The 25,039-nt window shown below is 60.5% G+C and carries 27 protein-coding genes; 18 read left to right on the top strand and 9 right to left on the bottom strand.

Annotated elements, in window-relative coordinates; translation table 11 throughout:
* The first annotated feature begins 212 nt into the window (after nt 1-212).
* Nucleotides 213-551, top strand: a complete 339-nt coding sequence (locus ACK9YZ_RS04530) for a hypothetical protein (protein WP_216758827.1) — start codon at nt 213-215, stop codon at nt 549-551.
* Nucleotides 552-623: 72 nt separating this feature from the next.
* Here the strand turns inward: ACK9YZ_RS04530 and ACK9YZ_RS04525 are convergent, their stop codons facing one another.
* On the bottom strand, nt 624-1,070 hold the full coding sequence (locus tag ACK9YZ_RS04525) for a host attachment protein (protein ID WP_416065818.1): 447 nt from the start codon (nt 1,068-1,070) through the stop codon (nt 624-626).
* Between the two features lie 157 nt (nt 1,071-1,227).
* On the opposite strand from ACK9YZ_RS04525, the gene ACK9YZ_RS04520 reads away from it, so the two are divergent.
* The 3 genes from ACK9YZ_RS04520 (at nt 1,228) to ACK9YZ_RS04510 (ending at nt 3,399) form a co-directional block, all read left to right on the top strand.
* Entirely contained in the window at nt 1,228-1,629 is a 402-nt protein-coding gene (locus ACK9YZ_RS04520) for a DUF2177 family protein (RefSeq protein ID WP_216757515.1), read from the top strand.
* A 164-nt stretch (nt 1,630-1,793) separates the two neighbouring features.
* A complete protein-coding gene (locus ACK9YZ_RS04515) occupies nt 1,794-2,192 on the top strand; it encodes a hypothetical protein (protein WP_007821677.1) in 399 nt (132 codons plus the stop codon).
* A gap of 94 nt (nt 2,193-2,286) precedes the next feature.
* A complete protein-coding gene (locus tag ACK9YZ_RS04510; protein ID WP_416065817.1) occupies nt 2,287-3,399 on the top strand; it encodes a pyridoxal phosphate-dependent aminotransferase in 1,113 nt (370 codons plus the stop codon).
* A 143-nt stretch (nt 3,400-3,542) separates the two neighbouring features.
* Here ACK9YZ_RS04510 and ACK9YZ_RS04505 read toward each other — a convergent pair whose 3' ends face one another.
* On the bottom strand, nt 3,543-3,812 hold the full coding sequence (locus tag ACK9YZ_RS04505) for a sel1 repeat family protein (RefSeq protein WP_183805820.1): 270 nt from the start codon (nt 3,810-3,812) through the stop codon (nt 3,543-3,545).
* 429 nt (nt 3,813-4,241) lie between these two features.
* Here ACK9YZ_RS04505 and ACK9YZ_RS04500 point away from each other — a divergent pair, with 429 nt between their 5' ends.
* The 3 genes from ACK9YZ_RS04500 to amn all read left to right on the top strand — a co-directional run bounded on the left by ACK9YZ_RS04500 (nt 4,242) and on the right by amn (nt 6,490).
* Nucleotides 4,242-4,580: a DUF2147 domain-containing protein gene (locus ACK9YZ_RS04500; RefSeq protein ID WP_416066816.1), complete on the top strand. Its 339-nt coding sequence runs from the start codon at nt 4,242-4,244 to the stop codon at nt 4,578-4,580.
* 142 nt (nt 4,581-4,722) lie between these two features.
* Nucleotides 4,723-4,902 carry a hypothetical protein gene (locus tag ACK9YZ_RS04495; RefSeq protein WP_216758825.1) on the top strand — a complete coding sequence of 60 codons (180 nt, stop codon included), beginning with the start codon at nt 4,723-4,725 and terminating at the stop codon, nt 4,900-4,902.
* 85 nt (nt 4,903-4,987) lie between these two features.
* Nucleotides 4,988-6,490 (top strand): AMP nucleosidase, encoded by a 1,503-nt coding sequence (amn, locus tag ACK9YZ_RS04490; RefSeq protein WP_416065816.1) that lies wholly within the window; start codon nt 4,988-4,990, stop codon nt 6,488-6,490.
* 46 nt (nt 6,491-6,536) lie between these two features.
* On the opposite strand, the gene ACK9YZ_RS04485 is transcribed toward amn, so the two are convergent.
* Entirely contained in the window at nt 6,537-6,704 is a 168-nt protein-coding gene (locus ACK9YZ_RS04485) for a hypothetical protein (RefSeq protein ID WP_416065815.1), read from the bottom strand.
* A 259-nt stretch (nt 6,705-6,963) separates the two neighbouring features.
* Between ACK9YZ_RS04485 and ACK9YZ_RS04480 the strand changes: the two genes are divergently transcribed.
* The 4 genes from ACK9YZ_RS04480 to ACK9YZ_RS04465 are packed head-to-tail and all read left to right on the top strand — an operon-like array spanning nt 6,964 to nt 9,308.
* Nucleotides 6,964-7,314, top strand: a complete 351-nt coding sequence (locus ACK9YZ_RS04480; protein WP_216757511.1) for a YciI family protein — start codon at nt 6,964-6,966, stop codon at nt 7,312-7,314.
* Between the two features lie 11 nt (nt 7,315-7,325).
* A complete protein-coding gene (locus ACK9YZ_RS04475) occupies nt 7,326-7,685 on the top strand; it encodes a YciI family protein (protein WP_216757510.1) in 360 nt (119 codons plus the stop codon).
* A gap of 2 nt (nt 7,686-7,687) precedes the next feature.
* On the top strand, nt 7,688-8,047 hold the full coding sequence (locus tag ACK9YZ_RS04470; protein WP_416065814.1) for a YciI family protein: 360 nt from the start codon (nt 7,688-7,690) through the stop codon (nt 8,045-8,047).
* 19 nt (nt 8,048-8,066) lie between these two features.
* The gene (locus tag ACK9YZ_RS04465) at nt 8,067-9,308 is read left to right on the top strand and encodes an RNA polymerase sigma factor (protein ID WP_416066815.1); all 1,242 of its coding nucleotides are present in this window, start codon (nt 8,067-8,069) and stop codon (nt 9,306-9,308) included.
* Nucleotides 9,309-9,315: 7 nt separating this feature from the next.
* Here the strand turns inward: ACK9YZ_RS04465 and ACK9YZ_RS04460 are convergent, their stop codons facing one another.
* On the bottom strand, nt 9,316-10,278 hold the full coding sequence (locus tag ACK9YZ_RS04460; RefSeq protein ID WP_416065813.1) for a lysylphosphatidylglycerol synthase domain-containing protein: 963 nt from the start codon (nt 10,276-10,278) through the stop codon (nt 9,316-9,318).
* Between the two features lie 80 nt (nt 10,279-10,358).
* Between ACK9YZ_RS04460 and ACK9YZ_RS04455 the strand changes: the two genes are divergently transcribed.
* Both ACK9YZ_RS04455 and ACK9YZ_RS04450 read left to right on the top strand, forming a co-directional pair.
* Nucleotides 10,359-11,369, top strand: a complete 1,011-nt coding sequence (locus ACK9YZ_RS04455; RefSeq protein WP_216757507.1) for a glycosyltransferase family 2 protein — start codon at nt 10,359-10,361, stop codon at nt 11,367-11,369.
* A 1-nt stretch (nt 11,370) separates the two neighbouring features.
* Nucleotides 11,371-12,861 (top strand): glycosyltransferase family 39 protein, encoded by a 1,491-nt coding sequence (locus ACK9YZ_RS04450; protein ID WP_416065812.1) that lies wholly within the window; start codon nt 11,371-11,373, stop codon nt 12,859-12,861.
* Here the strand turns inward: ACK9YZ_RS04450 and ACK9YZ_RS04445 are convergent.
* Nucleotides 12,858-13,772 (bottom strand): phosphotriesterase, encoded by a 915-nt coding sequence (locus ACK9YZ_RS04445; protein ID WP_416065811.1) that lies wholly within the window; start codon nt 13,770-13,772, stop codon nt 12,858-12,860. The genes ACK9YZ_RS04450 and ACK9YZ_RS04445 overlap by 4 nt on opposite strands.
* Before the next feature lie 44 nt (nt 13,773-13,816).
* Nucleotides 13,817-15,184 (bottom strand): aspartate aminotransferase family protein, encoded by a 1,368-nt coding sequence (locus ACK9YZ_RS04440; RefSeq protein ID WP_416065810.1) that lies wholly within the window; start codon nt 15,182-15,184, stop codon nt 13,817-13,819.
* 75 nt (nt 15,185-15,259) lie between these two features.
* Between ACK9YZ_RS04440 and ACK9YZ_RS04435 the strand changes: the two genes are divergently transcribed.
* Nucleotides 15,260-16,606, top strand: a complete 1,347-nt coding sequence (locus ACK9YZ_RS04435) for a glutamine synthetase family protein (RefSeq protein ID WP_416065809.1) — start codon at nt 15,260-15,262, stop codon at nt 16,604-16,606.
* A gap of 165 nt (nt 16,607-16,771) precedes the next feature.
* A complete protein-coding gene (locus ACK9YZ_RS04430) occupies nt 16,772-18,550 on the top strand; it encodes a diguanylate cyclase (protein ID WP_416065808.1) in 1,779 nt (592 codons plus the stop codon).
* A 166-nt stretch (nt 18,551-18,716) separates the two neighbouring features.
* Here ACK9YZ_RS04430 and ACK9YZ_RS04425 read toward each other — a convergent pair whose 3' ends face one another.
* The gene (locus tag ACK9YZ_RS04425) at nt 18,717-19,661 is read right to left on the bottom strand and encodes a diacylglycerol/lipid kinase family protein (protein WP_216757501.1); all 945 of its coding nucleotides are present in this window, start codon (nt 19,659-19,661) and stop codon (nt 18,717-18,719) included.
* Between the two features lie 304 nt (nt 19,662-19,965).
* On the opposite strand from ACK9YZ_RS04425, the gene ACK9YZ_RS04420 reads away from it, so the two are divergent.
* Nucleotides 19,966-21,198, top strand: coding sequence for an MFS transporter (locus ACK9YZ_RS04420; RefSeq protein WP_216757500.1), 1,233 nt, complete (start codon nt 19,966-19,968; stop codon nt 21,196-21,198).
* Here ACK9YZ_RS04420 and ACK9YZ_RS04415 read toward each other — a convergent pair.
* On the bottom strand, nt 21,166-21,567 hold the full coding sequence (locus ACK9YZ_RS04415) for a winged helix-turn-helix transcriptional regulator (RefSeq protein ID WP_216757499.1): 402 nt from the start codon (nt 21,565-21,567) through the stop codon (nt 21,166-21,168). The genes ACK9YZ_RS04420 and ACK9YZ_RS04415 overlap by 33 nt on opposite strands.
* A 104-nt stretch (nt 21,568-21,671) precedes the next feature.
* Here ACK9YZ_RS04415 and ACK9YZ_RS04410 point away from each other — a divergent pair, with 104 nt between their 5' ends.
* The gene (locus ACK9YZ_RS04410; protein WP_416065807.1) at nt 21,672-22,685 is read left to right on the top strand and encodes a zinc-binding alcohol dehydrogenase family protein; all 1,014 of its coding nucleotides are present in this window, start codon (nt 21,672-21,674) and stop codon (nt 22,683-22,685) included.
* A gap of 316 nt (nt 22,686-23,001) precedes the next feature.
* Nucleotides 23,002-24,375 (top strand): magnesium transporter, encoded by a 1,374-nt coding sequence (gene mgtE, locus ACK9YZ_RS04405; RefSeq protein WP_416065806.1) that lies wholly within the window; start codon nt 23,002-23,004, stop codon nt 24,373-24,375.
* 69 nt (nt 24,376-24,444) lie between these two features.
* Here mgtE and ACK9YZ_RS04400 read toward each other — a convergent pair whose 3' ends face one another.
* Nucleotides 24,445-24,918 carry an Lrp/AsnC family transcriptional regulator gene (locus ACK9YZ_RS04400; RefSeq protein WP_416065805.1) on the bottom strand — a complete coding sequence of 158 codons (474 nt, stop codon included), beginning with the start codon at nt 24,916-24,918 and terminating at the stop codon, nt 24,445-24,447.
* Between the last annotated feature and the right edge of the window lie 121 nt (nt 24,919-25,039).

Below are 25,039 nucleotides of genomic sequence, written 5' to 3'. Positions count from 1 at the left end.
CTTCTCTATGCGCGACGACAGGCCGCAAGTCAATGGCGGCACTGAAATGGCGGAAAATTGGGCAGATTCCGGACAGAATTGCCCGCAATAAATGCGTTTTGCCAATAGATTTCGCATAGATTCTCAATTTTAAAGATATTGTTCAGCAGATGTGAGCAATCCTGCGTTAAAGTCCGATCGTACAACAAGCGGAGGCTGATATGGCCTTTCAGATGCACCTCGACACAGAACATCCCAAGCCCGAACAGGCCTACAGGGAATTCAATCTCGACCGGCCCGGCAACATCATCTTCGTCGGCCACCACTTAAGCACCGGCACGCAGGTCCGCTGCCTGATCCGCACGATCACGCTCGCCGGCGCGCTGCTGGAAGTCAGCCCCAGCTTGGAAATGCCGCAGCATTTCTTCCTGGAAATCCTTGGCATCCATGACGAGATCGGCTCGACCGTGGTCAAGCGCGAAGGCGAGTTCGTGACCATCAGCTTCAACATGCTGCTGAACCCCGAATTCCTGCACCACGTGCTGCGGCTGAGCTTCGAAACCAGCCTCTGATTTTCGCCCTTTTCCGGATAAGAAAACGCGGGCTTTGCGACCCGCGTTTCAAATCGCGATGGCGTGTGGCGATCAGGCCGCGAGATGCCGCTCGATCTGGTCGACGGGAAGGTTGGTGTAATCCTTCGCCACTTCCGCCGAGATCGCCGCCTGGGCATCGGGGCTGAGATTGGGCCGCAGCGTGCCGAGCGCACGTGGAGGCGCCACCAGAACGATGCGGCTCGCCTCCCTCTCATGCACGAGTTCATCGAGCTTTACGGCGACTTCCTTCAGGAAATCGGCTTCGGCCTGGTCCTGCCAATTGGTCTCTTCCATGGCGCTGCCGCTGAGCCCGTCCGGGGCGTAGGCGCGGCCCGGCTTGTCGGTGCCGAGTTCGCGCGTCGGCTGGTTGGGCTGCGTGAGAGTTTCACGGACCTGGAGGTTCATCAGCTCGGCGTCGCCGGCATTCTGCAGGATCAGGGCTTTTGCCCCATCGCACACGACGACCCAGGATTCCCAGGGAACTTTGACATCTGTCATTTCAGTTTCCTCGCTTTCTTGATTGGAAGCAGCACACCGCGAAGAGAAAACGTCCGGCAATTGAAAGAGTTCGGGAAAAATCTGCGCAAAGAGAATCAACGGCGATCCGGAGGTCAGGCCACGGCGTAGAAGGGGGCAAAGCGGGAGATCCAAGACGATGAAGACAGCGCTTGTCGCCTATGCCGGTTGCCTTCTTACCCTTGCCGTACTCGACGCAATATGGCTCGGCATCGTAGCCCGTAGCTTCTATCGCGATCAGCTCGGCGAACTGATGCTCCCGTCACCGAACCTTGGCATCGCAGCCCTTTTTTACCTGCTCTTCACGGCTGCGATTGTCGTACTTGCGGTTTTGCCGGCTCTCTCCAGCGGCTCCATCGGCACAGCGCTTCTTTATGGTGCCATTTTGGGACTGGCGGCTTACGGCACCTACGACATCACGAATTTGTCGACACTGAAGAGCTGGCCGCTCGCCATGAGCCTGGTGGACATGGCCTGGGGCACTTTCCTGACGGCACTGAGTGCCGTTGGAGGCTATTGCGCGGCAAGATTGCTTGCCTGAGCGATAAAGGTTTATTCCCGAGAGTGCACAATAGCTGTGCCGCTAACGCACAAATTTCAAACTCGTTAAAATTGTAGTTTTATATTTGACGAATGTGAAAAACATTCGTGTGAGCCTCTTCGTCGAACAGCCCGAAATTTGAACTGCCTGACGGAGAATGCGATATGGAAATGCTCCGCGCAACGCACCTCGCCACGGTGAAGTCGGCTGTCTACGACATTCGCTGGGAGGAGTTCAACGTCAAACGACCGGCTCGTATCGTCGCCGTTCGTCCCTGTCTGACCGGAATTTCGATGCGCAGCGCCGAAATTCTCGACATTTCCCAAGGTGGCGCGACCTTCGTCGTGTCGACCACGGCAGGCCTGCCCAAACATTATTATCTCAACATCCTGGGGCTTGCCTACCGCATCGGCTGCGCCGAGGTCTACCGCCATCATGAGCGTATCGGCGTTCGCTTCATCAACCTGATCGAGCCGGATGTTCTACGCAAGGTAGTGCGCGCCGACTTCATGATTGGCAATACGGAAGCGATCGACGCGCGCCGCAACGGCAGCCGCGTCTGAGCCGTCGCGAACGAGAAATAATCTTGCTTGCCTTGGAAAAGCGAGGGCCTATTGTTGCGCGGCTTTTTCAATAATTCCGGGAAATTGCCGTCGCATGTCTGCCTTCTCGCGCTTTACGCCGCTTGCCAGCGCCCTGCCCTCCACCGTCCCCTTCGTCGGCCCCGAGGCCATCGAGCGCCAGCGCGGTCTGAAGGTCGAAGCGCGCATCGGCGCCAATGAAAACGGCTTCGGCCCGGCTCCCTCGGTCATTGCCGCCATGCGGGAACAGGCCGGCGATATCTGGAAATACAACGATCCGGAAAACTACGCGCTTCGCGAAGCACTCGCCGCCCATCTTGGCGTGACGCCGGCCAATATCGCCATCGGCGGCGGCATCGACGAACTGCTCGGCCAGATCGTGCGGCTGGTGATCGAGCCTGGCGGCACCGTCGTCACCTCGCTCGGCGCCTACCCGACCTTCAATTTCCATGTGAACGGTTTCGGCGGCCGGCTGGTCACCGTTCCCTATGCCGGCGATCGCGAGGATCTCGACGCGCTGCTCGATGCGGTCAAGCGCGAGAACGCGCCGCTCGTCTATTTCGCCAATCCCGACAATCCAATGGGAAGCTGGTGGGATGCCCAAGAGATCGTCGCCTTTGCGCGCGCCCTGCCTGAAACCTGTCTGATGATCCTCGATGAAGCCTATAGCGAAACCGGCCCGGCCTCCGCGCTGCCGTCGATTCAATCGCTCATCGACCTGCCGAATATCGTGCGCACCCGCACCTTCTCCAAGGCCTATGGGCTTGCCGGCGCCCGCGTCGGCTATGCCATTTCCACACCGGGCACGGCGCAGGCCTTCGACAAGATCCGCAACCATTTCGGCATGAACCGGCTGGCGACGGTCGCGGCACTCGCAGCCCTCAAGGATCAGGCCTATCTGTCCGAAGTGATCGGGAAAATCCATGCCGCGCGCGACAGGATCGCTGATATTGCCAGGGCGAACGGCCTGCAGCCGCTGGTATCAGCCACCAATTTCGTGGCAGTCGATGCCGGGGGCGACGGCGCTCACGCGCGGGCCATCGTCGATGGGCTGATGGAACACGGCGTCTTCATCCGCATGCCGGGTGTTGCACCGCTCAACCGCTGCATCCGTGTGAGCGTCGGGCCGGAGGCCGATATGGCGCGGCTTGAAGCAGCCTTGCCGTTGGTCCTGAAGAAATTGAGCTAAAAGAGGTAAACCGCGGCCGGCAGAGGACAAGCCGGTCGCGGTTTCCTTCTCCTGGCATCGGCCCCGTCCAAGGCGCCCCGCCAGCTCCCCTCTTTTGAGGTTGTTATTTTGCTCTTGTCGATTTGTTCCCGGATGGACGATTTTTAGTGGATCGTCATCCATTCGCGGGCGGCGCGCAGCGCCTCAGCAAGCTGCATCTTGCTCATCGTCGCGGCGACATCGGCGCGCAGTTCTGCTGCGCGGTCGTTGCCCTTGATCGCGGCAATATTCAGCCACTTGTGAGCGGCAATGAGGTCGATATTGCAGCCGCGGCCGGTCGCATACATCAGACCCATTTCGCAGAAGACATCGGCGCTGTTGTTGTCGCCACCCATGGTGGCCATTTCAGCATTGTGCATTTCAAAGCGTGCCATCGGTTCTATCCCTGTTTAGCCTGTTAAGACGTACCCTGTTTTACCTTTGGGCCTTGCCGTCTTCTGCGGCTTCCGGCCTCTCCGGTCCGGCGGGTTTTCCCCGCTCGTTTGATGGGTTCACTATGCCGAACGGCCTTCAAAAAACGCCTAAAATGCATGATTAATTTGACGCAAACAAAGTGCAAATGCTTGGTAAAATTGGATTTTTGTTAAACATCGGAATCCCTGGAAATTAAGGATTTTCGCGCACCTTTTACGAAAAATTAGGATTTGGAAATTGAGGAATTGTTGACCATGAAATCAGCATGGATCAGGCTGCCGACAGAAAAAGCTTTGCACAAAAGCCGGATTTCGGACCTTTCCCGCAGCGTATTTACCTTTACGTTCGCGTCAGTTATTTTCGCGCCAATCAGCTTCATGGAGGAAAAGATGATCCGTACTCTCGTTCTCGCCGGTGCGCTGACACTTGCGGCAGGCCTTGCGCAGGCGGAAGAACCGATCGTCGGCAAGTGGAAGACGGTCGCCGGCGATACGGCAGTGATTGCTCCTTGCAGCGGCGGATACTGTATCACGCTCAAGTCGGGGAAATATGCAGGCAAGAAGATCGGAACGCTGGCCGGCACGGGCGGCAGCTACAACGGCGAGATCACCGACCCCTCCGACGACAAGACCTATAGCGGCTTTGGCAACATTTCCGGCGGCTCTCTGAAGCTGAAGGGCTGCGTGATGAACGTCCTCTGTAAAACGCAGACCTGGACTCGCCTTTGACGGGTCCCTCTTTAAGGGGACCCGTCTCTGAGGACCTTAGCCGGCCTCTGAAACTGAACGCCAAATGAACCGCCATCTCAGCACCCGTTCAGCCGCATCATGGCAAAACAGCACCATGAAAGGCGCATATCGGGGTAAGGACGTGGACGTGTTCATTCTGGCGAGACGGTTTACAATCATAACGCTGTTTGCGGCGATCTTCGCGATCTCGTTTTCGGCGGTGGTCGTGCGCACGGGCGGCGGCGGGGCACAGCAGTCGCATTTCGGCGCGAACTATACGTGCCTGGAAAGCAACGGCGGTTACTGCACCGCCATCCGCTGAGAGTTGGAAAGATATTGCGGAAAATATCTGGGTCTCAGCCTTTGCGCGTCGTTTGCTTGTTAAAAACGACTCTCTATAATGCCTCATGAGCAAACGAATCTCTCCCCTGTCCGCGTTCGACATTTTGTCGCCTCCCCCTTTCGAGCCGCAAACCTTTGATGATCCGGCAAAAGCCGTCGAGGCGCTGACGGCACTTTACGAGCGCAACACCTCCTTCCTGATCGACAGCTTCACGACGCTCGCCCAGGGTGCGCCGGTCACCTCCCGCTACCGGGCTTTCTACCCGCAGGTCAGCATCGAGACGACGAGCTTCGGCCATGTCGACTCCCGCCTCTCCTACGGCCATGTGACGGCACCGGGCGTCTATACGACGACGGTGACGCGGCCGAAGCTCTTCAAGCATTATCTGAAGGAGCAGCTTTCGCTGCTGATGAAGAGCCATAATGTGCCTGTCGTCGTCTCGGAATCCTCGACGCCGATCCCGCTGCATTTCGCATTCGGCGAAGGCGCGCATGTAGAAGCGTCGGCGGCGGCTTTCGTCGATATTCCGCTGCGCGATCTCTTCGATACGCCGGATCTCAACACGACGGATGACGAAATCGCCAACGGCGAGTATCTGCCGCCGCCGGGCGAGCCCTCGCCGCTTGCGCCCTTCACCGCACAGCGCATCGACTATTCGCTCGCCCGCCTGTCGCACTATACGGCGACCAGTGCCGAGCACTTCCAGAACTTCGTGCTGTTTACGAACTACCAGTTCTACGTCGACGAATTCTGCTCCTGGGCGCGCAAGCTGATGGCTGAAGGCGGCGACGGCTACACCGCCTTCGTGGAACCGGGCAACATCGTCACGCTGGCAGGATCGAGCATTCCGGAAACGGATGCCGTGCTTTCCCGCCTGCCGCAGATGCCGGCCTATCACCTCAAGAAGAAGGGCCATGCCGGGATCACCATGATCAATATCGGCGTCGGTCCTTCCAACGCCAAGACGATCACCGACCATGTGGCCGTGCTTCGCCCGCATGCCTGGCTGATGCTCGGCCATTGCGCCGGACTGCGCAACAGCCAGCGCCTCGGCGATTATGTTCTGGCGCATGCCTATATGCGCGAAGACCATGTGCTGGACGACGACCTGCCGGTCTGGGTGCCGATCCCCGCACTTGCCGAAGTGCAGGTGGCGCTTGAGGGAGCCGTTGCCGAGATCACCGGCTACGAAGGCTTCGAGCTGAAGCGCATCATGCGCACCGGCACGGTTGGCACGATCGATAACCGCAACTGGGAACTGCGCGACCAGGCAGGCCCGGTAAAGCGACTGTCGCAGGCCCGCGCCATCGCGCTCGACATGGAATCGGCAACGATCGCCGCCAATGGTTTCAGGTTCCGCGTGCCCTACGGAACGCTGCTCTGCGTGTCCGACAAGCCGCTGCACGGCGAGCTGAAACTGCCGGGCATGGCGACCGCCTTTTACCGCACGCAGGTGAACCAGCACCTGCAGATCGGCATCAGGGCAATCCAGAAACTCGCCGCCATGCCGCCGGAAGCGCTGCATTCACGCAAGCTGCGCAGCTTCTTCGAGACGGCGTTTCAGTAAGATATCAGGCGCGGCCCGGCCTTGTCCGCCGGGCCGCGCACTGTTTTCAAGCGGTTGCGGCAAGCTGCAGCGCTGCGATGAGGCCGGCAAACGCCGCCAGCGCAATCCCGGTCCTGACCAGCATCTTTATCACCTCGGCATTCTCAATCGGCGGCATCTCGCGTGCGCCGCGTGTGACGATCAGATGTGCTATTCCGAATTCAAGCGTGCTCATTGCTCCATCTCCTCGATGTTGTCGATGGAGCTTTGTCGAGCGCGACCTCGATCTTTCGACACGAAAACGGCCTAAAAGATTTTTTTCTTCCCTGTCGAAAAGCGCATAGGCTGTTCGTCTCTAAGCATCGGCCCCGAAAATCGAGATAGATTTTCGGAAAGCCCGATGCGTAGATTCAAAGATTTAGAGCGTCCTTTGTGCGTCCGAATGGACGCACGGCGCTCTAAGGGCTGTGAAAGCACAGCATGGAGGACAAGGGATGAAATATCTTTGCCAGGTCTGGTTCGACGGCACGGTGCTGTCGGCCTTGTCTCAGGAAGAGAAGAACAAGCTCGGCCGGGATTCGCTCGCCTATGACCGCGATCTTGCCGACAGCGGTCATATGATCGTTGCCCAGGCGCTGCAGTCGCCGCAATCGGCGGTCACGGTCAGGGTGCGCGGCGCCGAAATGTCGGTCACCGATGGCCCCTTCATCGAGACGAAGGAAGCGCTCGGCGGCTTCATCCTGATCGACGCCAAGGATCTCAACGACGCGATCCGGGTTGCCGCCGGCATTCCGCTGGCGAAGCTCGGCGCGATCGAGGTTCGTCCCATCCATGAATTCGGCTGAGGAGTCATGCCATGAAGTTTCTGGGCCAAGTCTGGTTCGATACCGAAAAGAGCAGTCAAGTTACCCGCGAGGAGTGGGATGCAGTCACGCAGCAATGCATCGTCAGCGACGACCACTGGCGCGACAGCGGCCATATGCTGAGCGCGCTGGCGCTCTATGAGCCGGAGCAGGCCGTGACGCTCAGGGTTCGCAACGGCACTGTCGCCGCGACGGACGGTCCCTTCGCCGAGATCAAGGAGCATCTCGGCGGCTTCGTGGTGATCGACGCCAAAGATATGGAGGAAGCGAAGGCGATCATTTCCACCTTCCCGATCCTCAAATATGCATCGATCGAGATCAGGCCTGCCTATTCGATCAAGGATGGGAGATAGCCATGCGCTTCGTCTGCCTCATCTATAATTCCGCCAATACCGACGGCACACTCAGCCAGGCCGAGGGCGACGAGCTCGTCAGGGCACATTTCCAGTATGACGAGGAGCTTGAGCGCAAAGGCATCATGATCCATTCCGATGCATTGGAAGGCCCCGACAGCGCCTCGGTCCTGAGGGTGCGCCATGGCATTCTGTCTTCGACCGACGGCCCCTATGTCGAGACCAAGGAACATCTGGCCGGCATCTACATCATCGAGGCGGCCGATCTCGAAGATGCACGCAAGGTCGTTGCGGGCATTCCGAGCGTCCGGGTCGGGGCGGTCGAATTGCGGCCGGTGAGACTGCTCACCCTGCCGCAATGAGGGCTGGCCCTTGAGACAGCTGATCGGGGAACAGGTGATCGAAGAACTCTACAGGCAGCATTCGCGCCGGGTTCTGGCGACGCTGATCCGCCTGCTCGGTGATTTCGACCGGGCGGAGGAAGCGCTGCACGATGCCTTTGCGGCGGCGGCGCGGACATGGCCGGTCGACGGCATGCCCAACAATCCAGTTGCCTGGCTGGTTTCGACCGGCCGCTTCAAGGCGATCGACCATCTGAGGAGACGAGCGCGCTTCAACGCCTCGCTGCAGCATATCGAGGACGGCCTTTACCCTGATGGCACGGAAACGGAGATCGGCGACATGGAACCGATCAAGGACGACATGCTGCGGCTGATCTTCATCTGCTGCCATCCGGCCCTTGCGGCGGATGCGCAGATGGCGATGGCGCTGCGCGAGGTCTGCGGACTGACGACGGAAGAGATCGCCCATGCCTTCCTGGTGCCGGCGCCGACGGTCGCACAACGCATCGTGCGCGCCAAGAACCGGATCAGGACGGAAAAAATCCCCTATGAGGTACCTGTCGGAGCCGAACTGCCCGAAAGGCTCGACCGGGTACTGCATGTCATCTACCTCGTCTTCAACGAGGGCTATTCGGCATCCTCGGGCAGCGCGATCGTGCGCGCCGACCTGACGGCAGAGGCGATCCGGCTGGCGCGGCTGCTTGCCGCCCTGCTGCCGCATCCGGATGTTGCTGGCCTTCTGTCGCTGCTTCTGCTGCAGGAATCGCGTCGCGCCGCCCGGCAGGATGGTGATGGCGCGCTGGTGCTGCTTGCCGATCAGGATCGCTCCTGCTGGGACCGGAGCAAGATTTCCGAGGGGCTGGCGCTGCTTGCAAGCGCCATGCGCACGCCTGAGATCGGCATCTATACGGTTCAGGCGGCAATCGCGGCGGAGCATGCGAAGACAGGAAGCATCGAGGAAACGGACTGGCGGCGCATCGCCTTCTACTACGACCTGCTGATATCAGCCCATCCCTCTGATATTGCGGAGCTCAACCGCGCGGTGGCGATTGCCATGGCCGATGGGCCGGAGAAAGGGCTGGCGCTCATCGATGCCGTCATGGGCAAAGGGGAGCTTTCGACCTATCACCTTGCCCATTCGGCGCGGGCGGATTTCCTGCGCCAGCTCGGACGCCGAGGCGAGGCGATAGCAGCTTACGAGAGAGCGCTGGCACTCTGCCGGCAGGAGCCGGAACAGGCCTTTCTGCGCAAGCGCATCTTGGAGCTTACGGCATTGTCTTGAGGCGCGGTCAGACCTTGCGGCGGCGGCCGAGCGGCAGCGAGATGGCGGTGCCTGTCAGGGCGGAAACGATGATAAGCAGATGCGCGCTGACGCTTGCCTGCGCCAGCGCATCCAGGGCCGACCGTTCGCTCGATGCGCCGAAGGCGATGGCACCGGCGGTGATGCCGGCCGGATAGGTGCCGACGCCGCCCGGCGCATGCACCGGCAGGACCGAGGAAAGCTCGCCGCCGAGCGCGCCGCCGAAACTCGCGGCCATCGGCAGCACGCCCATCAGGCCGAGTGCCCACGCGAGCACGAGCACCTTCACCAGCCAATTGACGATGGTCATCGCCCAGGCGCGTGCAAAGGCAACGGCATCGAAAGGCAGTCCGTTCTCGATTTCATGAAGCAGCGCCTGCGCCTTGCGCGGCAGTAGTTTCGCACCAAGACGCAGCAGCGGCTTGCGGGCAGCGAAGGCAAAAACCGGCAGGAACAGGAAGATGACCCAGGCAAGCCACGCAAGGGCGGCATTGGAGGCGGCCACAGCAAAACCGAGGCCGGCGGCGGCCAGCAGCGCATGCAGGTCCAGCAGCCGCATAACCAACAGGGCGGAGGTGCCGCGCGTCAGGGGAATGCCGAATTCCGTGCGCATCAGCACCGGAAAGCTGGTCTCGCCGGCGCGGAAGGGCAGCATGATGTTCAGAAGGTTATGGATCTGCGTGACGCGAAAGAGCGTTGCGAAACGGCCTGCCGTCTCGCGTGGAAAATAATCGTAGATGCGCCATGTACGCAGGAAATAGGTGCTGGTCAGGAGTATCAGCGCGCCGATAACGGGCCGAGGACCGACGGCAGCCCATTGCTCCAATATGACAGCCCAGCCCCAGAACCATTCGATGAAAAGCGCATAGGCTGCGACGATTGCGACCGTCAGAAGGGTCATGCGATTGCGCAGAAACCAGGATTGCCCGCTTTCAACACTCGGGGTCTTCATGTATCAGGCTTCCTAAGTTTGGCTGCGGCGGCTGGTTTTCACCGGTCTTCCATTGCCGCGCCTTTTAGGAGAAATGAAAGTTGCAGACAACGGTAGAGTCCATTCGCAATGCGAATGATCAGATACAACCGCTCGAGCTGTCGCTGGTCGTTCCTGTTTTCAACGAGGAAGAAAGCATCGGCCCGCTCGTCGAGCGCATTGCCGCGGCCATGGCCGACTATCCGCACCGCTGGGAACTGATCCTCGTCGACGACGGCAGCACGGACGCAACGCTCGTCAATGCCCGCAAGTTCGTCAATCGCGAGGGGCTGACGCTGCGTATCGTCGAGCTGCAGCGCAATTTCGGCCAGACGGCCGCCATGCAGGCCGGCATCGACACGGCGCAGGGCCGGCTGATCGCCACCATGGACGGCGACCTGCAGAACGACCCGAAGGATATTCCCTCGATGGTCTCGGAGCTGGAACGGCGCGAACTCGACCTGCTCGTCGGCTGGCGCAAGAACCGCCAGGACGGCCTGCTGCTGCGCAAAATCCCTTCGTGGTGCGCGAACTACCTCATCGGCCGCATCACCGGCGTCAAGCTGCACGATTATGGCTGCAGCCTGAAGATCTACCGTGCCTCGATCATCAAGCAGGTGAAGCTGATGGGCGAAATGCATCGCTTCATCCCGGCCTGGGTTGCCGGCGTGGTGCCGAGCTCGCGCATCGGCGAAATGGCCGTCACCCATCACGCACGCCAGCACGGCATGTCGAAATATGGCATCTCGCGCACTTTCCGCGTGATCCTCGACCTGCTGTCGGTGATGTTCTTCATGCGCTACAAGGCGCGTCCGGGGCATTTCTTCGGCTCGCTCGGCCTCGGCCTCGGCGGCCTTGCAGCGCTGATCCTCCTCTATCTCGGCATCGACAAGTTCATCATGGGCAATGACATCGGCACAAGACCGATGCTGATGGTCGGCGTCGTGCTGCTGCTTTCTTCGGTGCAGATGATCACGACCGGCATCCTGGCCGAGATGATCGCCCGAACCTATTACCGCGACGACGCCTCGCCGAACTATATCGTGCGCCAGATCTTCTCCCGAGAAAGCTGACGTGCAGGGCCTTTTCAGCCGCCGGCCCAATCTGATCCTGGCGGTGCTCGGAACCTATTTTCTGCTCCACCTGATCGTGCGGCTCAGCATCCCCAATGCGCTGGAGCTGGACGAGGCGGAGCAGATGCTGCTCTCGCAATGGTTCGCCTTCGGCTATAATTCGCAGCCGCCCTTCTACAACTGGGTGCAGTACGGCGTAACATCGCTCATCGGCGTGTCGCTGTTTTCGCTGTCCCTCCTCAAATGCACGATGCTGTTCCTGTCCTATGTCTTCTACTGGCTTACGGCGCGGCTGACATTGAAGAACAGCAGCCTGGTGGTGATGGCGACGCTCGGCCTGCTCACCATGCCGCAGATCGTCTTCGAGGCGCAGCGGGACCTAACGCATTCGGTGGCGACGATCTTTGCCGGCTCGCTGTTCCTCTACGGCTTTTTCCGCACGCTGAAGTCGCCGTCAGCCATCTCCTATGCCATCGTCGGCATTTCGACCGGCATCGGGATGATATCGAAGTATAATTTCGCGCTTCTTCCGGCCGCGGCATTCGTCGCTGCGCTGATCGATACCGATTTCCGCAAGCGCTTGCTCGACTGGCGGCTGATACTGACCATCGTGATTTCGATCGCCATCGTCACGCCGCACGCAATCTGGTTCCTGCAGCATTTCGACCTTGCCGTCGATCGTACGCTGCACAAGATGACCGGTGACGAGGAGAGCTTTCTGGCGCAGGTATCGACCGGCATTTCTCGCTTCATCTCCGCAATGGTCGGCATCGCCGGCGTCTCCGTCGTCATCTTTCTGGCGCTCTTTGCCAAATCGCTGCGGGCAATGTGGCGCGCGTCCAGCCGCTGGACAAGAATGGCCAGGCGCATCCTGCTGATCGAAATCGGCGCCATTGCGCTGATGATCCTGCTTGCCGGCGTCGACAATGTCGCCGACCGATGGCTGACGCCGCTCTTCCTCATCCTGCCGCTCTATATTTGCATGAAGGCAGACAGTGCCGAGGTCGACCCGGCAGTACCCTTGCGTGCATCGCTGGCGGTGAGTGGCGTCATCATGGGTATCGTGCTGGCCGTGCTCGCCACGCGCGCCTATTACGGCCCGCTCTTCGGCAAATATCAACGGCTGAACATTCCCTATGCCAGCTTCGCCGAGACGATCCGCAAGGAAATCGGCGGCGAGCCGGGGCTGATCGTCGGTTACGACCCGCATCTCGACGGCAATATGCGGCTGCAGATGCCCGACACCCCGGTGCAGTCCTATTTCTATCCGGACTTCAAGCCGACATTCCAGCTGGATGCAAAACATCCCGTCGTCTTCGTCTGGCGCGACGACAAGGGCGGGACGCCGCCCGCCTGGCCGGATTACTATTTCAAGGATGTCATAGCGCAAAACGGCTTGAAGCCGCCTGAAATCCATGTCGTCGCGCTGCCCTACATCTACGGCCGGCCGGGCGACACCTATCAGTTCGCCTACGCGGTGGCTTATCCCTAGCGTGCGAATGCGTCGAAAGGATTGGCCTCTGTGAGTTGGCGCACCGTGTCCCTGCTCGCGCCCGCGATCTCAAGCATTGGCAGAAGACTCTCGACAAGGTGCGTATAAGGCCTCGGGGTCCCGCCACCCGGTTGCGCCGGATCATACCAGCCGAGATCGTGGCTTATCAAAAGACGCTTGCCCAATCCTGCTTCAAGGGCATCCATTATCAGCGCAACCACGTCTTCATCCGGTGCCCTGCCGACGTGGTCGTATTCGATCCACGCGCCGCGTTCCACCAGTGCCTTGTGAAGCTGGAAGTCCTTTTCCTCCTGGGTATGAATGGATATGAACCGCTCGGCTGCGCAACCTTCTGACTGAAGGATGTCCAGCTGCTCCATCACGACCCTTCCCCGGATCGTGTGCGAGCCGATGACCGCACCGGTTCGCACGGATACTCTTGCGGCTGCACGCAGGATGCGGGCCTCCAGTGGCGTAATGCCATCGTCGCCGGCGCTGAGTTTTATCCATCCGGCGAGCACGCCGGTATCTTCGATGCCCTCGGTAAGCTCAGCCACCATCCATTGTTCGAGATCGACGTCGCTGGCTTCTGCTACCCAGCTGGGTATCCATGGTTCGCGATAGTTGCCGGTCGGCACGACGATCGGAAAGTTGGCGGCCTTCGATACGGCAAGATCAATATCTGCACGTCTTCCAACGCCCCCTGTCGTGCATTCGACGAGCAGTGAAATGCCTTGTCTTTTGATTGCCTCTATTTGTGGGACCATCAGCGCCACGACATCGTCTACCTCCGCCTTGGCGTAGCCGGGCCGGTCGGGGGTTCGGAGATCGACAAACACGTGCTCGTGCGGAAGAATCATACCGAGTTCTTCGCGGCGTTTCGGTCCCAGAGTGGTGTAAATCTGCTTCATTGGTTGAGATCCCCCAAATGATCGACGTTCAATGACGGTCGTCGCTAGCCGCGGAGTTCCTTCCAGGCTGCGTCCAGCGCGATCTTGGTGATGCGCGCCATCTCGTCGACTTCCTCGTGACGGATGACGAGCGGCGGTGAGGCCAGCATGCGGTCGCCGGTGGCGCGCAGCACGAGGCCGTTTGCGAGAGCGTGATTGCGCACCAGCGAGCCGATCGGATCGGGCTTTTCGAAACGGGTGCGGGTCTTCTTGTCGGCGGCAAGCTGCAGACCGCCCATCAGGCCGATGCTTTGCGCCTCGCCGACGAAATCATGATCGGCGAGCGCGGCCCATTTCTTTGCGAAATAGGGGCCGATATCGTCGCGCACGCGCTCCACCAGTTTCTCCTCCTCGATGATGCGCAGATTTTCGAGCGCGGCGGCAGCGCAGACCGGATGGCCGGAATAGGTGAAGCCGTGGTTGAAATCGCCGACATCGTTGATCAGCACGTCGGCGATGCGATCGCTGACGAGCACGCCGCCGATCGGCAGGTAACCCGAGGAAAGCCCTTTGGCGATCGGAGCAAAATCCGGCTCGACGCCGAAATATTGATAGCCGAACCATTCGCCGAGGCGGCCGAAGCCGCAGATGACTTCGTCCGTCACGAGCAGGACATTGCGCGCCTTGCAGATGCGGTCGATCTCCGGCCAGTAGGTCTCCGGCGGAATGATCACACCAGCCGCACCCTGGATCGGCTCGGCGACGAAGGCGGCGACATTCTCCTCGCCCAACTCATCGATCTTGGCGTCCAGCTCGCGGGCGACCTTCAGGCCGAATTCGGCGGGAGAAAGATCGCCACCCTCGCCATACCAATAGGGCTGGCCGATATGGACGATGCCAGGGATTGGCAGGTCGCCCTGCTCGTGCATGTATTTCATGCCGCCGAGGCTGGCGCCGGCAACCGTCGAGCCGTGATAGCCGTTGCGCCGCGCAATCACCATCTTCTTCGAGGGCTTGCCGACGGCTGCCCAATAGACGCGGGCCATGCGGAACCAGGTGTCGTTCGCTTCCGAGCCGGAGCCGGTGAAGAAGATATGGTTGAAGCGCGGGCCAGCCTTGGACGTCACCTTCTCCGCGAGCAACGTGGTCGGCGGCGACGTCGTGCCGAAGAAGGTGTTGTAATAGGGGAGCTCGTTCATCTGACGCGCGACGGCATCGGCGATTTCCTTGCGGCCATAGCCGATATTGACGCACCAGAGGCCGGCGAAGCCATCGAGATACTTTTTGCCGTTGTTATCGAAAATATGCACACCCTCGCCGCGCTCGATGATGCGCGTGCCGTCGGCATTCAGCTTCTTCATGTCGGAGAAGGGATGCAGATGGTGGGCGGCATCGATCGCAGCAAGATTGGACAGCGGGTAAGTGTCGGACATGATTAGACCTTCGGATTGAAAGGCTTTCGGCGATGGTTTACGACCTTGGCCTTCTGCGAGAGGATTTTCAAGGTCATGGCGAACAAGGGCAAAGAGGTTGAAGCGGGCGATCCGCGTTTCGAGATCCTTGTTGTCGGTATGAACGGCGATCTGCGCGGCAAACAGCTGCCGCTTTCAGCCGAAAAGAAGGTCTGGGCGGGCGATATCCGCCTGCCGACCTCGACGCAGTCGCTCGATATCTGGGGCGACGACAATGACGATATCACCGGCCTGTCGCTGACGATCGGCGATCCCGATGGCAATCTCATTGCCGATAGGCGCAGCCTTGTGCCGATGCCCTGGGCGCCCGAAGGATCCATCCAGGTGCTCGCCACCATGCACGAATTCGACGGCAGCCGCAGCTTCATGGATCCGCGCGGCATTCTCGCCTCCGTTGTCGAACGTTATGCCGAGCGTGGGCTGACGCCCGTCGTGGCGACGGAATTGGAATTCTACGTGATCGAAGAGAACTGGCGCGAGACGGGCGTGCCCTCGCCGCCTGCAAGCTTGACCTATCGCGGCGATCCGAACGGCTTCCAGCTCTATGACATGAGCGCCGTCGATGCGCTCGACGACTACCTGCGGACCCTGCGCGCCTATGCCAAAGCGATGAACCTGCCGGCGGAGGCGACAACGGCCGAATTCGGTCCCGGCCAGTTCGAAGTGAACCTGCTGCACCGGCCCGATGCCCTGGCGGCCGCCGATGACTGCCTCTACCTGAAGCGCGTTGCCGAGCAGGCGGCACGCAGACACGGGCTGAAATCGACCTGCATGGCCAAACCCTATTCGGATCATGCCGGTTCCGGTCTGCATGTGCATGCGAGCATCATCGACAGGGACGGTAACAATATCCTCGATGCTGCTGGAGGCGAACCGACCCTTCTGAAATCGGTGACGGCAGGCATGCTGCAGACCATGCATGAGGCGCAGCTCGTCTTTGCGCCCTTCGCCAATTCCTACCGCCGGTTCCAGCCTGGCTCCTTTGCGCCGACCGACCTCACCTGGGGCACCGGACATCGCGGCACGGCAATTCGCATTCCTGATACAAACGGGCCAGCGGCGCGCATCGAGCATCGCGTGGCGGGTGCCGATGCCAATCCCTACCTGCTGCTGGCGGCCATCCTCGGCGGCATGCTGCTCGGCCTCGACGGCGATCTCGATCCCGGCGAGGAAACGACGCCCGCCTATACCCCACCGGGCGCGAAGCGGCTGACGCATGATTTCCTGACGGCGGTCGAGATCTTCCGGCAGTCGGCCTTCATCGCCAATATCTTCGGCGACAAGTATCGAAAGTTGTATGGCGATACGAAGTACAAGGAAGCAATAACGCACCTGCGCACCGTGTCGGATTTCGACTATCGCACATATCTCGCGCGCCTGTAGTTAATAGAGCCCGTCACATCACTTTCACTTGGGAATTTTTCTTAACCCTGTTGGCATTATCGATGATCTATACTCGAAATCGGTAATATATTCCCGATATCAGCATGTTCAATAAACCGGCAACGGAGCCGGCGCGGATAACGGGACGGGAAAGGGATCGGTTTGATGAACCGCATCACTCTTGAGGGAAAGCTGCTGTTTGCGACCGTCATCGTCGCCTTTCTCATCCTTGTTCTGACAGCGAGCGCCCTCATTCCGACCTATGAGAGCTACCGTTCGACTTATGACAGTCTGCTTGCAGTGGAACGCTTCCGCCAGGTTTTGGAGGCTGGCACCCAAGTGTCCGCGGAACGTGGCCCGGCCAATGATATCATGGCGATCGAGCCGGACAGCAGCGCCCCGGCAACGGAGCGCCTGAGGTTCTTCCGGCGCAGCAGCGACCAGGCTCTCGAGGCTCTCGACGAGCCGTTTGCCGTCGATGTCTCCTTCGCCCTGCCCGGCCTGCAGAAGGCGCTGGCCGATACCAGGGACCAGCTTCGCAAAGCTCGCGAGGCCGTGGACCGGGTTGCCGCAACGCCGCTTGGCGAGCGCCGGCCGGAGGATGTCCAGGCCGCGATCGGCGAAATGATCGAGGTGATTGAAACCTTCCAGGCTGTCGTCGACTGGCATGTGGCGGCCTTCACGAGCCGCCAATCGGAACTGACTGCTCCGTTCCTGACAGGACGGATGATCAGCGACATGCGCGAATATGGCGGCCGGGCCGCCTCGCAGATCATGGGGCCGATCGCCACGCGCCAACCGCTCCGCGACAGCCATGTCACCGATGCCAGCCGCACCATCGGCCGGCTTCTAGAATTGCGCACGCTGATGCAAGGCCAGAAGATCGTCAGCGATAACGACACGCTGTCTGCCGACCTCATGAAGGATGTCGATGCGATCTTTTTCGGATCCGGCCTCGACCTCGTGAAGATCCTCATCGAACAAGGCAAGATTTCCGGCGACTATTCGATCTCTGCCGTCGATCTGACGCGCAACTATGTCCCGACGCTGCAGCCGCTGGCGCGGCTGCGCACGATCTTCCTCAACGATGTCGTGAAGCGCTATCGGACCCAGCATGACACGGCCTCCTACCGTCTGGCCGTCATTGCCGTCATCACAGCCTCTGCGCTCGCAGTGCTGCTCGCCCTCTTCCGCTCCATCCGCCTTCATATGCTCGATCCGCTGCTGACGGCGCGCCGGCAGATCATCGCGCTTGCCGAGGGCAGCGCCATGACAAACCTTGAGACGATCTCCAAGGCACCGGAAATGTGCAGCCTGTTCGAAGCACTGGAACTGCTGCGCGGCAAGCTTGACGAACGGGCCGAATACGAGGCCCGCCTGAAGAAGCAGGCCGAGAAGGACGGGCTGACCGGCGTATGGAACCGCCGGGCGCTGGAAGGTTTCGGCAATGCGCCTGCGGAACGCGAGGAAGATGTCTGCCTAATGCTGATCGACATCGATCACTTCAAGACGGTCAACGATACCTATGGCCACCTGACGGGCGATGCCGTGCTCATCGAAATCGCGTCACGGCTGCAGAGCGCGATGCGACCGACGGATGTCGTGGCGCGCTATGGCGGCGAGGAGTTCGCCGTTCTCGTTTCCACATCGGATCTTTCGAACACCGTGGATTTTGCCGAAGAACTGCGCAGCCACATTCAGGCGCATTTCATCCGCGACGCGGAAACCGGTATGGATCTCTCCATCACCGTCAGCATCGGCGTCGCCTCCGGCCAGTGCGGCGCAAATGGCTGGCGCCAGCTCATCGCATCGGCCGACGAGGCGCTTTACTGCGCCAAGAAGAAGGGACGCAATCGCACCTGTGTTTTCGGAGACGAGGCGGACCGGGATATCGTCGAGGGCGCTCTCATTCCCTTCAGAGCCAGGCGCACCGCTGCGCTTTAGAGCCTTTCATGGTTAGATTGAAGCATTCTGTCGGCTCAAACGGAGTCGGATGGTCGACCGGCCGGCGCGCGTCGTAGCCCAGATCTACGGCCAAGCCGGCCGGTCGATCAGACGGCCCGTTTGAGCCGACAGAATGCTTCAATCTAACCATGAAAGGCTCTAAGCGTCAGGCCGCCGGCTCGCGCCGCTCCCTTTCGCCTTCCTGTGCAGCCAATCCCTGCTTGACCAGCACCTTCAATTCACCCGGATGCAGCTTGATCGTGATATCGCGCTCCAGCGGCAGAAGCTCGCCATCCATGACGCAGTTCGCCTTGGCGCGCAGCTTCGGAAAGTGCAGATTGACTTCGGCCGGATGCATGACCATGACCGCATCGTTTTCGCGGAACCTGCCACGCAGCATGTCGATCGCCAACCGTGCGACGCCGAGCGGTTTCAGCGGTTTTGCCGTATAGAAGCCAAGCTCGCCGCTGCGCAGATTGTCGGCATAGAGCAGCGCGTTTTCGCCGAAGGGATTATTGGAGACGGAGATGGCGGAGACGCGGCGGGTTTCCTTCATGCCGGCCGCCTCGAACTCGACCTCGAATTCCGGCGGGTTGAAAACAACGCCGAAAGCTGCGCGGGTGCTGGCGCGCATCTTTCCGAGGCGGGAGCGGTAGCTGTAGGAATTGCGGTAGCGCACCATGCGCGCATGCAAGCCGGCGGAGAACTGGTGGACGAACGGCCTTCCGTTGGCACTGGCGATATCGATATTGTCGAGCTCGCCGAAAGCCAGCACGTCGAGCGCCTGCCAGATATCGAGCGGCACTTTCAGCGAGCGGGCAAAGAGGTTCATGGTACCGGCCGGCACGACGCCAAGCGCCACGCCGTTCCTCCAGGCAATCGATGCGGCCGCCGAAATTGTGCCGTCACCGCCGCCGGCAACGATGCCGTCGATATCGTCGCGCCGAGCGGCACGTTCCATGGCGGGAACAATCTCGCCGCCGGAAAAGACGATCGCTTCGAAATCATGCCCGGCCTCACGGAAGACCTCCTCCGCGCGCTTCTCGTAAGCCTGCATGTCCGTCGTTCTGAAGGTACCGCCGTCGCGATTGAAAAAGCCGACGAGCTTCATGAGGTGCTTGTTTCCTATCCTCGCTGTCCCTGCCCTCAAGAGATGGTTGATGCACCTGCGATTTCAAGCCGTATGGTTGGCACAGCTACATCGCCGAAACGCAAATATTGCAATGGACGTATGCAGATAGCAGGACGCTGCACTGCAAAAAAAGCACTCGACGCTCCCGGTTTCGCGTTCAATAGATGGGATGCTGGAGATCATATCTCCGCCTCCCGCCATTTCTGACCATCAAATGCAAATGACCGGCCCTGCGCGTCCCGCCAGCGGCCGTCGCCAAGCCCAGATCCTCCGAGGACCGCCCGTGAGCCAGGTTGCCGTCAACGATTCCATCGATGATTCTATCGCTTCCGGGCCGGAGGCAGGCCTTCCCTCTTCCATGACCGTCGCGCTGGTGCAGTTGGCACTCGCGGCTGGCGGTTTCGGCATCGGTACGGGCGAATTCGCCATTATGGGTCTGTTGCCTAATGTGGCCGATACCTTTTCGGTCACGACTCCGCAGGCAGGTTATGTCATCAGCGCCTATGCGCTGGGCGTGGTGATCGGTGCACCCGTTATTGCTGTGCTCGCGGCCAAGATGGCACGACGCACGCTGCTGCTCTGCCTCATGCTGCTCTTTGCCGTCGGCAATATCCTGAGCGCCATCGCGCCGAGCTTCGAAAGCTTCACGGTGCTGCGTTTCATCACCGGCCTGCCGCATGGCGCCTATTTCGGTGTGGCGGCCCTCGTCGCGGCCTCCATGGTGCCGGTGCATCGCCGTGCGCGGGCCGTCGGCCGCGTCATGCTCGGCCTGACGGTCGCCACCCTGCTCGGCACGCCGCTCACCACCTTCTTCGGCCAGGCGCTGGACTGGCAGGTCGCCTTCCTGACCGTCGGCATCATCGGCCTCGTGACGGTCGCTCTCATCTGGTTCTACGTGCCGCATGACAAGGTTGCCGAAGGGGCAAGCGCGCTGCGCGAACTCAGCGCCTTCCGTCGCCCGCAGATCCTGTTGACACTTGGCATAGCGGCGGTCGGTTATGGCGGCATGTTCGCCATGTTCAGCTATATCGCTTCGACCACGACGCAGGTGGCAATGCTGCCGGAAACGGCTGTTCCTTTGATGCTCGTGCTTTTCGGCATCGGCATGAATGCCGGCAATGTCATCGGCTCCTGGCTGGCGGATAAATCGCTGCTCGGCACGATCGGCGGTTCGCTGGTCTATAATATCGTGGTGCTGACGATGTTCTCTCTGACGGCTTCCAACCCCTACATGCTCGGGCTTTGCGTCTTCCTCGTCGGCTGCGGTTTTGCCGCCGGTCCGGCGCTGCAGACGCGTCTGATGGACGTCGCGGCCGATGCACAGACGCTGGCTGCCGCCTCCAACCATTCGGCCTTCAATATCGCCAACGCCATCGGCGCATGGCTCGGCGGCCTGGTCATTGCCTGGGGTTACGGTTTCGCAGCAACCGGCTATGTCGGCGCCGTCCTGTCTTTCCTGGGCCTCTTCGTCTTTGCAGCGTCCTTACGCCTGGAGCTCCGCAGCCGGAGCGCCTAAGGCCCTTGCGACACGCAGTTCCCGACCTTCCGGGCTGCAGAAGACGAATTCATCGCCCCAGGCGGCAAGAGCTCGGATCACCGGTTTCAGCGTGGAGCCAAGCGGTGTCAGAGCATATTCGACGCGCGGCGGCACGACCGGGTAAACTGTTCGTGAGATCAGGCCGGATTCTTCCAGTTCGCGCAGCTGCTTGGTCAGCATGCGCTGGGTGATGGCTGGCAGATGGCGTCTCAGCTCGTTGAAACGCAAAGTCCTGTCCATCAGATGGAAAAGGATTACGCCTTTCCACTTTCCATCGAGATAGGTCAGCGTCGCCTCCACGGGGCAACCCGGAAAATTCGTGACCAGTTTGGCGCGCGGGCGTGACATTTACAGTATCCTTTTTGGTACTACGTACAGAATTTGTGCATTCTTGCGTTGCCGGAACATAGGTCGCATCTAGCTCTCGTGCAATGAACACAGGAGTTACCAAGATGCGCGCCATCGCCTACAAGACCCCACAGCCGATCGCGGCCGAAACCTCGCTGATCGATGTCGAACTGCCGACGCCCGAGGCCAGGGGCCACGACCTGCTCGTCGAGATCAAGGCCGTCTCCGTCAATCCAGTCGATGTGAAGGTTCGCGCTCATATGGCGCCGCCTGCCGATGAGCTGAAAGTGTTGGGCTTCGATGCTGCCGGCATCGTCAAGGCCATCGGTTCCGATGTCACCCTATTTGCGCCCGGCGACGAGGTTTTCTATTCCGGCGTCATCAATCGTCCCGGCTCGAATGCCGAATTCCAGCTGGTCGACGAGCGCATCGTCGGCCACAAGCCGAAGAGCCTCGATTTCGCTGCAGCCGCCGCCCTGCCGCTGACCTCGATCACAGCCTATGAAGCGCTGTTCGACCGCCTGCGCGTCACCGATCCCGTACCGGGTGGCGCCCCTGCCGTGCTCATCATCGGTGGTGCGGGCGGCGTCGGGTCGATCGCCATCCAGATCGCCCGGACGCTGACGGATCTGACGGTCATTGCCACGGCTTCACGCCCGGAAACGCAGGACTGGGTGAAGGCGCTCGGTGCCCATCACGTCGTCGACCATTCCAAGCCGATTGCGCCGCAGGTCGCAGCGCTTGATGTCGGAGCGCCGGGTTTCATCTTCTCGACCACGAATACGGACAAGCACGTTGCCGATATCGTCGAGGCGCTGGCACCGCAGGGTCGTTTCGCGTTGATCGACGATCCCAAGACCTTCGACATCGTTCCCTTCAAGCGCAAGGCTGCGTCCGTTCACTGGGAGCTGATGTTCACCCGTCCGCTTTTCGCGACACCCGACATGATCGAGCAGCACAAGATCCTCAACAGGATTTCCGAGCTGGTCGACACCGGCAAGATCCGCACAACGCTGTCGGAAACGGTCGGGACGATCAATGCGGCGAACATGAAAAAGGCGCATGCCATGGTCGAAAGCGGCAGGATGAAGGGCAAGGTGGTTCTTGCCGGATTCTGAGGTTTTCGAGGTCGAAAATCCGCCTTTTCCGGTCTTCGAAACATTGCGTAAATGATGCTGACATATAATGCCGCGCAGAGGGTGCGGCATTCTGGCGTTAAACATCTAAGCAGCTTGACTTTTTCCGCATTCGAGACCACCTAGTGCAACACGTGCGTGACATACGTTGCGCACGGATATCAACGGAGCCATCATCAAGATGCCAAGCGACAGTAGCAGTCGATTGCCTTTGCCGTACGCGGCCGTGGCGCGCTGACCTGGATGCTCCAGGCTCGCCCGTTCGGACGCTACGGCGGATCGACGGAAAGGCGAGCCAATGAATATCAATCGCTTCCCCCTGCGGGCCGGCTATGCCGCCCGTGCCTTCATGAATAACAGCCGTATCGCGACCATCGCCGAGCGCGTGGAATCGCTGAACGGGCTCGCACCGGCTGAAGCCGGCCGCATCCTTTCGCGGATGCCGCAGGACCATGCCGTCAACATTCTCGACCGTCCGGAGCTGCGCAACGCATCGGCCATACTGGCGCTGATGGACGGCACGGATTCGGCCCGCCTGCTGCACGGCATGTCGAACGACCGCGTCGCCGACGTCCTGCTGGAGCTCGGCGTCGACGACCGCGTGCGCCTGTTCTCCAGCCTGGAAGAGCCGGTCCGCATCGCCATCCAGCATCTGATGGGCTACCCGCCACGCACGGCCGGCAGCATCATGACGACGGAATTCGTCAGCGTGCCCGACGACTGGACCGTCGCCCAGACGCTGGACCATGTCCGGCAGGTCGAACGTTCGCGCGAAACCGTCTATGCCATCTATGTGCTGGACCATAATTCCGGCGCGCTGATGCGTGTCGTCACCCTTCGCCGCCTCATTACCGGGGAGCCCGAAGCCTCGATCCTCTCGGTCGCGCAGAAGGGCATGCCGGTTTCGGCCAATGCGCTGATGAAGCAGGAAGATGTCGCACGGCTGATCCGCAAGCATGACCTGCTGGCGCTGCCGGTGATCGACGATCATGGCCTGATCCTCGGCATCGTCACGGTCGATGACGTCATCGACACGATGATCGCGGATACGACGGAAGCCGCCCAGAAATTCGGCGGTATGGAAGCGCTCGGCAAGCCCTATATGAAGATCGGCTTCGGCGGCATGATCCGCAAGCGGGCCGGCTGGCTCTGCGCCCTCTTCCTCGGCGAAATGCTGACGGCAAGTGCCATGCAGCATTTCGAAGGCGAGCTGGAAAAGGCCGTCGTGCTGACGCTCTTCATCCCGCTGATCATGAGCTCCGGCGGCAATTCCGGTTCGCAGGCAACCTCGCTCATCATCCGGGCGCTCGCCGTCGGCGAGTTGAAGCTGACCGACTGGTGGCGGGTGCTGCTGCGCGAGTTGCCGACGGGCATCGTGCTCGGCGCCATCCTCGGGCTCGTCGGCATGATCAGGGTGATCTTCTGGCAGACGGCCGGGCTCTATGATTACGGCCCGCACTGGCAGCTGGTCGGCCTGACGGTCTTTGCCGCATTGGTCGGCATCGTCACCTTCGGCTCCATGTCCGGTTCGATGCTGCCTTTCCTGCTGCAGAAACTGCGGCTCGATCCGGCAACGGCATCGGCTCCCTTCGTCGCCACGCTGGTCGATGTCACCGGACTCGTCATCTACTTCTCGGTGGCGCTGCTCATCCTTAGCGGGACGCTGCTGTAGTTCTTTGATCAGAGGCGGATGATTCAGGCTGGGCTGAAACCATCCGCCTCTGGTGTCCCGCAAGGCGCGTCAATTGCGCTCCGGCAGCTTCAGTGGTCCATGTGTCTTGATGCTGCGGATGGCAAAATTCGAGCGGATATCGGTGACATTCGGCAGGGTCAGCAATGTCTCCGTCAGCAGCCGTTCATAGCCCGAGAGATCTTCGACCACGACTTCGGCCAGGAAATCCGCCGTGCCTGAAATCAGGAAGCAGGAGACGATCTCGGGAATGGCGAGCAGTGCTGCCTGCTGCGCCTCGGAATTCTCCTTGCTGTGACGGGCGACCTTGAACTCGACGAAGACGGTAAGCCCGAGCCCGACCTCCTTTCGGTCGATATCGGCCGTGTAGCGGCGGATGACGCCGAGCTTTTCGAGATTGCGGATGCGGCGCAGGCAGGGCGACGGCGAGAGGTTCACCTTCTCGGCAATCTCGACATTGGTGGCACGGGCATCTTCCTGAAGGCATTTCAGGATGGCAATATCGAATTTATCGAGATTTGGCATATTTGCGAAATCCATCAGCATGAATTGGCAGATCATTGCGCATAACACGATTTTTGCGCCACAGATAGCAAGGACATGCCTCGGCCTCCGGCGCTAATCTTCTTGTCAATCGGAGTGGATC

Origin of the sequence: Rhizobium sp. ZK1, assembly GCF_047782645.1 — a bacterium.
Taxonomy (GTDB): Bacteria; Pseudomonadota; Alphaproteobacteria; order Rhizobiales; family Rhizobiaceae; genus Rhizobium.
This window is presented reverse-complemented; position numbering and strand designations above follow the sequence as displayed.

What these genes read in the sequence shown, in the direction of transcription:
- ACK9YZ_RS04470 (WP_416065814.1), top strand. Translation starts at nt 7,688, where the DNA reads ATGCGCTTCGTCTGCCTCATCTATAATTCCGCCAATACCGACGGCACA.
- ACK9YZ_RS04530 (WP_216758827.1), top strand. Translation starts at nt 213, where the DNA reads ATGCACCTCGACACAGAACATCCCAAGCCCGAACAGGCCTACAGGGAA.
- ACK9YZ_RS04515 (WP_007821677.1), top strand. Translation starts at nt 1,794, where the DNA reads ATGGAAATGCTCCGCGCAACGCACCTCGCCACGGTGAAGTCGGCTGTC.
- ACK9YZ_RS04510 (WP_416065817.1), top strand. Translation starts at nt 2,287, where the DNA reads ATGTCTGCCTTCTCGCGCTTTACGCCGCTTGCCAGCGCCCTGCCCTCC.
- ACK9YZ_RS04460 (WP_416065813.1), bottom strand. Translation starts at nt 10,278, where the DNA reads ATGAAGACCCCGAGTGTTGAAAGCGGGCAATCCTGGTTTCTGCGCAAT.
- ACK9YZ_RS04415 (WP_216757499.1), bottom strand. Translation starts at nt 21,567, where the DNA reads ATGTCACGCCCGCGCGCCAAACTGGTCACGAATTTTCCGGGTTGCCCC.
- ACK9YZ_RS04435 (WP_416065809.1), top strand. Translation starts at nt 15,260, where the DNA reads ATGGCGAACAAGGGCAAAGAGGTTGAAGCGGGCGATCCGCGTTTCGAG.
- ACK9YZ_RS04475 (WP_216757510.1), top strand. Translation starts at nt 7,326, where the DNA reads ATGAAGTTTCTGGGCCAAGTCTGGTTCGATACCGAAAAGAGCAGTCAA.
- ACK9YZ_RS04400 (WP_416065805.1), bottom strand. Translation starts at nt 24,918, where the DNA reads ATGCCAAATCTCGATAAATTCGATATTGCCATCCTGAAATGCCTTCAG.
- ACK9YZ_RS04430 (WP_416065808.1), top strand. Translation starts at nt 16,772, where the DNA reads ATGAACCGCATCACTCTTGAGGGAAAGCTGCTGTTTGCGACCGTCATC.
- ACK9YZ_RS04410 (WP_416065807.1), top strand. Translation starts at nt 21,672, where the DNA reads ATGCGCGCCATCGCCTACAAGACCCCACAGCCGATCGCGGCCGAAACC.
- ACK9YZ_RS04440 (WP_416065810.1), bottom strand. Translation starts at nt 15,184, where the DNA reads ATGTCCGACACTTACCCGCTGTCCAATCTTGCTGCGATCGATGCCGCC.
- amn (WP_416065816.1), top strand. Translation starts at nt 4,988, where the DNA reads ATGAGCAAACGAATCTCTCCCCTGTCCGCGTTCGACATTTTGTCGCCT.
- ACK9YZ_RS04480 (WP_216757511.1), top strand. Translation starts at nt 6,964, where the DNA reads ATGAAATATCTTTGCCAGGTCTGGTTCGACGGCACGGTGCTGTCGGCC.
- ACK9YZ_RS04500 (WP_416066816.1), top strand. Translation starts at nt 4,242, where the DNA reads ATGATCCGTACTCTCGTTCTCGCCGGTGCGCTGACACTTGCGGCAGGC.
- mgtE (WP_416065806.1), top strand. Translation starts at nt 23,002, where the DNA reads ATGAATATCAATCGCTTCCCCCTGCGGGCCGGCTATGCCGCCCGTGCC.
- ACK9YZ_RS04520 (WP_216757515.1), top strand. Translation starts at nt 1,228, where the DNA reads ATGAAGACAGCGCTTGTCGCCTATGCCGGTTGCCTTCTTACCCTTGCC.
- ACK9YZ_RS04445 (WP_416065811.1), bottom strand. Translation starts at nt 13,772, where the DNA reads ATGAAGCAGATTTACACCACTCTGGGACCGAAACGCCGCGAAGAACTC.
- ACK9YZ_RS04525 (WP_416065818.1), bottom strand. Translation starts at nt 1,070, where the DNA reads ATGACAGATGTCAAAGTTCCCTGGGAATCCTGGGTCGTCGTGTGCGAT.
- ACK9YZ_RS04505 (WP_183805820.1), bottom strand. Translation starts at nt 3,812, where the DNA reads ATGGCACGCTTTGAAATGCACAATGCTGAAATGGCCACCATGGGTGGC.
- ACK9YZ_RS04425 (WP_216757501.1), bottom strand. Translation starts at nt 19,661, where the DNA reads ATGAAGCTCGTCGGCTTTTTCAATCGCGACGGCGGTACCTTCAGAACG.
- ACK9YZ_RS04485 (WP_416065815.1), bottom strand. Translation starts at nt 6,704, where the DNA reads ATGAGCACGCTTGAATTCGGAATAGCACATCTGATCGTCACACGCGGC.